Annotated in this window: 7 protein-coding genes and 1 pseudogene; 3 read left to right on the top strand and 5 right to left on the bottom strand. The window is 67.6% G+C overall.

Annotated elements, in window-relative coordinates; translation table 11 throughout:
* The first annotated feature begins 40 nt into the window (after nt 1-40).
* Genes VIM12_RS10430 through VIM12_RS10440 form a run of 3 tightly spaced genes read left to right on the top strand, consistent with a single transcriptional unit; the run spans nt 41 to nt 2,397 of the window.
* Nucleotides 41-703 (top strand): protein-L-isoaspartate O-methyltransferase, encoded by a 663-nt coding sequence (locus VIM12_RS10430; protein ID WP_331941555.1) that lies wholly within the window; start codon nt 41-43, stop codon nt 701-703.
* A gap of 11 nt (nt 704-714) precedes the next feature.
* Nucleotides 715-1,038, top strand: coding sequence for a rhodanese-like domain-containing protein (locus tag VIM12_RS10435; RefSeq protein ID WP_331941556.1), 324 nt, complete (start codon nt 715-717; stop codon nt 1,036-1,038).
* 36 nt (nt 1,039-1,074) lie between these two features.
* On the top strand, nt 1,075-2,397 hold the full coding sequence (locus VIM12_RS10440; protein WP_331941557.1) for a TolC family outer membrane protein: 1,323 nt from the start codon (nt 1,075-1,077) through the stop codon (nt 2,395-2,397).
* A 62-nt stretch (nt 2,398-2,459) separates the two neighbouring features.
* Here the strand turns inward: VIM12_RS10440 and VIM12_RS10445 are convergent, their stop codons facing one another.
* The 5 genes and pseudogenes from VIM12_RS10445 to VIM12_RS10465 all read right to left on the bottom strand — a co-directional run.
* Nucleotides 2,460-4,364 (bottom strand): putative bifunctional diguanylate cyclase/phosphodiesterase, encoded by a 1,905-nt coding sequence (locus VIM12_RS10445; RefSeq protein ID WP_414691775.1) that lies wholly within the window; start codon nt 4,362-4,364, stop codon nt 2,460-2,462.
* Nucleotides 4,361-4,909, bottom strand: coding sequence for a YfiR family protein (locus VIM12_RS10450; RefSeq protein ID WP_331941559.1), 549 nt, complete (start codon nt 4,907-4,909; stop codon nt 4,361-4,363). The genes VIM12_RS10445 and VIM12_RS10450 overlap by 4 nt, the downstream gene beginning before the upstream one ends.
* Complete coding sequence (locus VIM12_RS10455; protein WP_331941560.1) at nt 4,909-6,918, bottom strand: TonB-dependent receptor; 2,010 nt, start codon at nt 6,916-6,918, stop codon at nt 4,909-4,911. Before VIM12_RS10455 ends, VIM12_RS10450 begins: the two co-directional genes overlap by 1 nt.
* A 186-nt stretch (nt 6,919-7,104) precedes the next feature.
* The gene (waaA, locus tag VIM12_RS10460; protein WP_331941561.1) at nt 7,105-8,370 is read right to left on the bottom strand and encodes a lipid IV(A) 3-deoxy-D-manno-octulosonic acid transferase; all 1,266 of its coding nucleotides are present in this window, start codon (nt 8,368-8,370) and stop codon (nt 7,105-7,107) included.
* A 7-nt stretch (nt 8,371-8,377) separates the two neighbouring features.
* Nucleotides 8,378-8,642 (bottom strand): annotated as a pseudogene (locus VIM12_RS10465) (phosphomannomutase/phosphoglucomutase); the annotation flags it as partial.

The raw sequence follows: 8,642 nt of genomic DNA on the forward strand, positions 1-8,642 counted from the left end.
AAATAGCGTGTTTGTTCACCCACTTCGCCGAGTCTCCAAAATGAATATCGAAAAAGCCCGTTTCAACATGATCGAGCAGCAGATCCGCCCGTGGGACGTGCTGGCGCCTGACGTGCTCGACCTGCTGCTGGTGGTCAAGCGCGAAGACTACGTGCCGCCGGCCCACCGCAGCCTGGCCTTCATGGACACCGAGATCCCGTTGTCTGCGACCGAGGCCATGTTCTCGCCCAAGCTGGAAGCGCGCATCCTGCAGGAGCTGGGCGTGAAGAAGCATGAATCGGTGCTCGAGATCGGCGCGGGCTCCGGCTACCAGGCGGCCTTGCTGGCGCACAAGGCGCGCCATGTGACGACGGTGGAGATCGATCCGGCGCTGGCGGAGATGGCGCGTGCGAATCTGACGGCCAACGGCATCGGCAATGTCGAAGTGGTGCAGGGCAATGGCGCCGACGGCTGGCCGGCCGGGCGTGCCGAGGCGCTCTACGATGTGATCGTGATCTCCGGCGCCTTGCATGCGCTGCCCGAGATCTTCCTGAAACAACTCAAGCCCGGCGGCCGCCTGTTCGCGATCCTCGGCGAGGCGCCCGTGATGTCGGCGCAGGTGACGACGCGGCGCGCCGATGGCGGCTACGACACGAAGAAGGTATTCGAGACCAACGTCAAGCCGCTGCGCGGCATTGCGCAGCCCTCGCATTTCAGCTTCTGAGGACACCCGTCATGGACCACATCACCGCCCCCGAACTGGCCGCATGGCTGGCGGACGATTCCCGCCCCGCCCCGCTCCTGCTGGACGTACGCGAACCCTGGGAGTTCGCCACCTGCCATATCGCGGGTGCGGTGCCGATGCCGATGAACTCGGTGCCGGAGCGGATGCAGGAGCTGGACGACGACGCGCCGGTCGTGTGCATCTGCCACCATGGGGCGCGCAGCATGTCGGTGGCCGCCTTCCTTGAACGCAACGGCTTCACCCGGGTGACGAACCTGACCGGGGGCGTCCATGCATGGGCGCTGCAGGTCGACGGCAGCATGCCGACCTACTGACAACACCAACAACACGACGTCCCTGGGAGGAATCCAATGCGCAAGTCCCTTATCGCCACGCTGCTCGCTGGCGCCCTGCTGTCGCTGAATGCGCATGCGCTCGACTTGCTGCAGGTGTACCAGGAGGCGCAGGTCAGCGACGCCGTGTTCGCCGCCGCCCGCGCAACGCTGGCAGCCGGGCAGGAGCGGGAAACGCAGGGACGGGCCGGCCTGCTGCCGGTGGTCGGGATCGGCGGCAGCTACAACCGTACCGATCTCGATGCCGAAGTCGCAGGCGTCGGCCTGCCCGGGCGCGACTTCAGTTCGCGCGGCTACACGATCTCGCTGTCGCAGCCGCTGTTCCGCCTCGCCAACTGGGAACAGTACCAGCAGGGCAAGCTGTCGGCTGCCGCCAGCGAGGCGCAGTTCGCGCAGGCACGCCAGGACCTGATCGTGCGCGTCGCGCAGGCGTATTTCGACGTGCTCGCATCCCAGGACGCGCTGGCGTCGGTGCAGGCGCAGAAGACCGCGATTACCGAGCAGCTGGCGTCCGCCAAGCGCAACTTCGAGGTCGGCACCGCGACCATCACCGACACCCACGAGGCGCAGGCGCGCTACGACCTGGTGCTGGCGCAGGAATTCGCCGGACAGAACGATCTCGAGATCAAGCGCAGCGCGCTGCAGCAGATCATCGGCAAGCCGGCCGGCGCGCTGGCCTCGCTGCGCCCCGGCCTGAAGCTCAACCCGCCGGAACCGGCGGTCATCGAGAGCTGGGTGCAGAGCGCGGAGCAGCAGAACTTCGGCGTCATCGGCCAGCAGCTCTCGCTTGAAATCGCGCGCCGCGATATCAAGCGCAACCGCGCCGGCCACTACCCGACCGTGGACCTGGTCGCAAGCCGCAACCATACCAACCAGACGGGCAGCCTGACCACGCCGACCGGCAGCGTCACCGACAGCAACAGCATCGGCGTACAGTGGAACATTCCGCTCTTCTCCGGCTATGCGGTGACCAGCCGGGTGCGCGAATCGATCGCGCTCGAGCAGCGGACCCGCGCCGACCTGGAGAATGCCCGCCGCGTAGCCGCGCAGGGTGCGCGGCAGGCCTTCCTCGGCGTCAACTCGGGGCTGGCGCAGGTGCGCGCACTGGAAGCAGCGGAAGTCTCGAGCCAATCGGCGCTGGAGTCGAACCGCCTCGGCTACCAGGTCGGGGTGCGCATCAACATCGACGTGCTCAACGCGCAGCAGCAGCTGTATTCCACCCGGCGCGACCTCGCACGGGCGCGCTACGACACCATCGTCAACGGCTTGCGCCTGAAGGCGGCGGCGGGCGTGCTGAAGGAAGATGACCTGATGCAGGTGAACGCGCTGCTCCAGCAGTAGGCGCGGCAAGCGGCGCGAAGCTGGAGCATGCGGTGACGGATGGCGGACATGGCCCGCCATTTTCATTTCTGCGGCGGCAGCAGCGCGTGGCGGCTTTTCAGGAAACCGGCAAGCTGCTCCGGCGGGCGCGGCTCGGCAAGATGGAAGCCCTGCATCACGTCGCAGCCCGCATTGCGCAGGAAATCGAGCTGCTGCGCGGTCTCGACGCCCTCGGCGGTCACCGACAGGCCGAGACTGTGCGCCATCGCGATGATGGCCACGCAGATCGCCTCGTCGTCGCCGTCTCCGGGAATGTCGCGTACGAAGGTGCGGTCGATCTTCACCTGGTCGATGGGGAAGCGCTTGAGGTAGGCCATCGACGAATAGCCGGTCCCAAAGTCGTCGATCGCCAGCCGTATGCCTTCCGACTGCAGCCTGTGCAGCAGGTCGACGTTGACATGCACGTTGTCCATCAGGACGGTCTCGGTGATCTCCAGCTCCAGCTGTCCGGGTTCGATCCCGGCTTCGCGCACCGCCTGGACGATATCGCGCACCAGGTAGGGATCGCGCGTCTGCCGGGCGGACAGGTTGACCGCCATGTTGACCATGCCCAGGCCCGCGTTACGCCACGCCGCCACCTGCTGGCAGGCCTGCCGCAACACCCAGCGCCCGATCGGCACGATCAGGCCGCTGTCCTCCGCCACCGGGATGAATTCGGCGGGACTGACCGGACCGAGTTCAGGATGGTGCCAGCGCAGCAGCGCCTCGACGCCGACCAGGCGGCCGTCGCGCAGGCTGACCTTCGGCTGGTAGTGCAGCGTCAGCTCGCCCCGGTCCAGCGCCTTGCGCAGGTTGGTCTCCAGGGACAGCCGCTTCTGCACCCGGTAGTCCAGCTCGGGATGGAAGCTTTCATACCCATTCTTGCCCTTGCCCTTGGCCTGGTACATCGCAGTGTCGGCATTGCGGATCAGGGTTTCCGCGTCCCGCGCGTCGTCCGGATAAATGCTCAGGCCGGCGCTGGCGGTGATGTAGATCTCGTGCACATCGACGTCGAACGGCGCCGCCAGCGCCGCCAGGAGCTTTTCCGCCACGTCCTCGGTGCGCACCGTGGTCGGCGACTCGAGGATCACCGCGAACTCGTCGCCGCCGATGCGGCACAGCACGTCGCCGCTGCGCAGGCAGTCCAGCAGGCGTTGCGCGACCAGCTTGAGCAGCAGGTCGCCATGGTGGTGACCAAGCGTGTCGTTGACCATCTTGAAGTTGTCGAGGTCGAGCAGCAGCAGGCCGGCGCGGCCGCCGAAGCGGTCGATCTTTTCCAGCACTGTCGATAGCTGGTCATTGAATGCATGGCGGTTCGGCAGGCCAGTGACGGAATCGACATGGGCCAGCCAGGCAAGGTGGGCCTCGGTCCTCTTGACCAGATTGCGCATGCGGCTCACCAGCAGGAAGGCCACCGCCAGCGAGCCGAGCGCCACCGCCAGCGTCAGGGCGCCGTAGGCAAGCAGGCGGGAGTACAGCTGTTCAAGGCTGGCGCGGATCGCGACCACGCCGATCGGTTGGCCGTCCGCCTCGATCGCGCGGGCGAGTTCCAGGTGCGTGGCGCTGAAATGGTGTCCTTTGCGCAGCAGCGACGCCGCCAGCGGCGGTCCTTCCGGCGCGCCGTTGCGGCGAAACGCCGCCAGCGTGCTGCCATCGGCGTCGAAGATCGCCGCCGCCTCGACCGCCGGCGCCGCAAACAGCGCCGAGAGGGTTTCGTTGCTGGCGCGGACATCGTGGAAAAGCAGCGCGGCCACGCTGTTTTCGCTCACGATCCGCGCCTGCACCTCTACGTCCTCCAGCATGGCATCGCGCAGCGACAGAAACTGAAAGGCGATCAGCAGGACGCTGGCGACCAGCAGCGCGGCGCCGGCGGTCACCAGGTTGGCGAGGTCGAGCCAGCGTCCAAGCCGTATGCGGCGCGCGTCGCGAAGGGGATTGGCCACGCTCATTGCACCGCCCGCGCCACGCGCAGCAGTTTCGAACTCAGCACGAGGCCGGCCTGGCGCGCTGCGCTCAGATCGACGTCGAACACCACCCTCTTCCCGTCCATCGCGAGGGTGATCATGGCGCCGTCGCGTCCGATCCCGTCGTCGTCGGTCACGGTGAGCACGCTCGCGGAGCCGAGCGTCTTGCGTATCTGCATCCAGCGGTCGCGGTCAATGCCGTCAAGCACCAGCAGGTGGCAGGGGCGCAGGCTGTCGGCGCCGGCCGCTGCGCGCAGGGCGACCTTGCGGCCCCGCACCACCCTGTCGGCGAGAACGGATAGCGGCTGGCGCATCGGGCTCGCAGGGTTGACGCAGACGTTCAGGGTGCCGCCCTCGTACAGGGTGTGGGCGGGCCATTCCGTAAACAATGCGAAGTTGTAGACGAAGGCGACCTTCAGCTCGTACTCCGGCACGGGTTGCGCCGATGCGGCGCCGGGTGGCAGCATGAAGGCGGCCGCCGCGAGGCAACGCGCGACGAAATGGGCGCGGGCGTCGAATGGGGTGCGCACTAGAATTCGTACTCCATCCTGATGCCGAGGCTGCGTCCGTCCTGGCGCAGCACGTCCTGCAGATGCTCCTCACCGCCCGGATCCGCGTACCGGGTGTCGAACAGGTTGTAGAGGCTGGCCGACAGGGAGAGCCCGGGCGCCAGCCGCACGGCGGACAGCGTCAGGTTGGTCAGCAAATACCCCCCGGTGCTGCCGGCCAGCGTGTTGCGGCGACCGGTATAGCGCAATTCGAGGCCACCCAGCCACGGCCGGCCGGGTATCGGCGCGGACAGGTTCAGCTTCGCCAGGTGGCGCGGCGAATTCGGCGGCGTGCGGCCGGTCGCGCGGTCCCGCGTGTCCTGCCAGCTGTAGCTCGCCCGCAGCTTGCCGCCGCCGGTCCACACCTGTTCCAGCTCAAGCTCGATGCCACGCGCATCCGCCCGCTCCAGGTTGGCGTAGACGAGCATGCCGTCGACGGGATCGACGACTTGCGTGATCAGGCCCGAGACCTCGTTGCGGAATACCGAGAGCAGCACCCGGCTATTGGTATTGAGGTACTGCTCGATGCTCGCTTCGGTACTGCGGATGCGTTCCGCCTCCAGCGCCGGGTTCGCCTTCTGCCCGCCGTCGCCGGCCACGTTGTAGTAGCTTTCGTAGGCATTCGGCGCCCGGAAGGCGCGGCCGTGGATCAGCTTCATCGTGGTGGCCTGCGCCGGGCGGTGGATGAGCGCGACGCGCGGACTGGTTTCGTTCCCGGTCGTATCGTTGCGGTCCATCCGCACCCCCGCGTTCAGCAGGAGGTTGTCGCGCAGCGTGATCTCGTCCTGCGCATACAATCCGGCACGGTAGCCCTGCCGGTGGTCGTCCAGGCGAACCGCATACGGTGCCGTGTCGACATTGGCCTGGTCGCGGCGGTAATCGCGCTGGTACTCGGCCCCGACCACCACCTTGTGGCCATCGAATGCGGCGCTGACCAGCTTGGACTCGGCGCCCCACCAGCGCGAACGCGAGCGGTCGCGGTTGACGCCCAGCGGCGCCGGCGTGTAAGCGTAGTCGCCCTGGTAGTCATGGCGTCCCCAGTAGACACGGGCGGTCAGGTCGGCATCGGCGGAAAGACGGTCGCGGTAGCCGACGTCGAAAGCGCTGTGCACGTCGACCGTACGCGAACGCGGGTCGTTGAACGTCTGCTCGTACGATGCGGTGGGCACGCCCTTGCCCCGTTCCGCATGCGCCAGCGACATGCTGAACGGACCGGTGCTGCCCTTGAGCAGGACCTGGTGTCCGCGGTCATGGTCAAGGCCGCGGGCGACGCCGTCGCTGTCGGGCGATGCGAATTGCGGGTAGTACAGGTCCCGACCGCGCTCGCGGAAGCCGGTGACGGACAGCAGCAGTTCATTTCCGCCCGATCCGCGCATGCCGTAGCTCGCCCGCGCCTTGCGCCTGCCGAAGCTGCCGCCTTCCAGCGCAACCGACGGCCCGGCCATGCTGCCGCCGTTCTTCGTGATGACATTGATGACGCCGAAAAAGGCATTGGCGCCGTAGACGGAAGAGCCGGGGCCGGGCACGAATTCGACCCGCTCGATCAGGTCGACGTCGATGCCGAAATCGCTGCCGATGGAGGCCTGGTCGTACACGCCGTCATTGTTCCGGTTGCCGTCGACCAGCAGCAGGAAGCGCGTGTTGTAGTCGCCCGGACGCAGGAAGCCGCGGGCGCCGAGATAGCTGTAGTTGCGGTCGTAGCTGGTATGCAGACCGCGCATGCTGCCAAGGATATCGGCGAGGGTGCGCCAGCCGAACGCCTTGATGTCGGCCGCCGTTACCACCGAGACGTTCGAAGGCGCTTCGCTGAGCTTCTGTGCAAAGCGCGAGGCGGTGGTCACCTCCATCTCGAGCAGCTGCTCGATCGGCAGGTCAGCCAGCGTGGCGCCCGCCTGCGCGGCTACGTTGCCGGCGCATGCAACCGCACCTGCAGCCGCAACGGAAAGGCGTACTGCACGCCGCAGCCCGGCGCTGCGCGAAAACCTGATCATCCCCAGTCCCATCTTGCTGCGCCGCCGTCGCCGTTCGCGCGGTCGGACTCCACGGGACGCCCTCGTTGGCGAACACTGGGAGCACGGCGGCATGAATATGCCGCCATTCTAGCCCGGCAAAGGACCAAAAAGTGATCATTGGCAACATTTTTGCGAGACTGCAACGGCGATGCGCGCCGAACAAGACTAGCGGATCAATGCGCGCAGCAACGCCATCGTCCGCAGCGTCGCACCGCGGTGCTGCTGCGCGAACGCGGCAGCGCGGCTGCCCATCGCCTGCCGTTCCGGATTCGCTTGCAGCAGGCGTCGCGCCTGGGCGACGGCGTCCTCGGCATCGGTGACCCGCAGCGCGGCGCCCGCAGCAATCGCGTCGTCGCTGGCAGCCGCGAAATTGAAGGTATGCGGACCGAGCAGCACCGGTTTGCCAACCGCGCACGCCTCGATCAGGTTCTGGCCACCGAGCGGCAGCAGGCTGCCGCCGATCAAGGCCAGGTCGCAGGCGGCGTAGTAAGCGAACATCTCGCCCATCGTGTCGCCGAGCAGCACCTGTACATCAGGCGCCAACGATGTATCACCCAGCGTGGAGCGGCGCTGCAGACGCAAACCGCGCGCGGCAACCTCCTGCGCGACCTGGTCGAACCGCTGTGGATGGCGCGGCACGAGCAGCACCAGGGTATCGCCCCAGGCATCGCGCAGCAGCGCATCCAGCAGCATGGCCTCCTCGCCTTCCCGGGTGCTGGCGCAAAGCCAGACCGGGCGCCTGCCGATACGCTCCCGCAGCGCGGCGCCGGCTGCCAGCATTGCCGGCGGCGGCGTCACGTCGAACTTGACGCTGCCGGTAACATGCACGTGCGGCGTGCCGAAGCGGCGCAGGCGTTCGGCATCGGCTTCGGTCTGCGCAGCGACGCAGGACATTGACCGCGCCGCCTCACGCATCAGCGCCGGCAGCCGCTGCGCCTTGGCCAGCGACCGTGCCGACAGGCGGGCGTTGACCAGGGCCACCGGCACCGCGGCCCGGGCGCATTGCGCCATCACGTTCGGCCAGACCTCCGTCTCCATCAGGATGGCGATGCGTGGCCGGAAATGGCGCAGGAAGCGGGCGACCATGAAGCCGGTGTCGTAAGGCAGGTAGCACTGGACCACGCGCTGCCCGTGCCTGCCGAACACGGCAGCCCCGGTGGCCCGCCCGGTAGGCGTCATGTGGCTAAGAAGGATGGTGCAGTCCGGCCACTCGGCCAGCAGCGCATCGACCAGCGGCTCCGCCGCGCGCGTCTCGCCGACCGACACGGCGTGCACCCAGATCACCCGTCCGGCGATGCGATCGCGATAGAAGCCGAGCCGCTCGCCCAGGTGCCGGCGATAGCCTGGTTCGCGGCGCCCGCGCCACCACAGGCGCGCCAGGACCAGCGGCAGGGCCAGCCACCAGGCAAGGGAATACAGGAGTCGCGCCATCGTCGCCTCAGAACGGCATGGCAAGGCCTGGGCAGACCTTGTCCAGCGCATTGCGGAAGGCCTGTTGTATCCGCGCCAGCGCCTGTTCGGTCTCGCCCTCGAAGCGCATCACCACCACCGGCGTGGTATTCGACGAGCGGGCCAGGCCGAAGCCGTCCGCATACTCGACCCGCAGGCCGTCGATCGTCACGATCTGTTCCGCGCCCGGAAAGCTGGCCTCCTTCTGCAGTTTGGCGATCAGCGCCACGTTCTCGCCCTCCTCCAGCTTCAGG

The organism is Noviherbaspirillum sp. (genome assembly GCF_036563305.1).
Classification (GTDB): Bacteria; Pseudomonadota; Gammaproteobacteria; order Burkholderiales; family Burkholderiaceae_D; genus Noviherbaspirillum.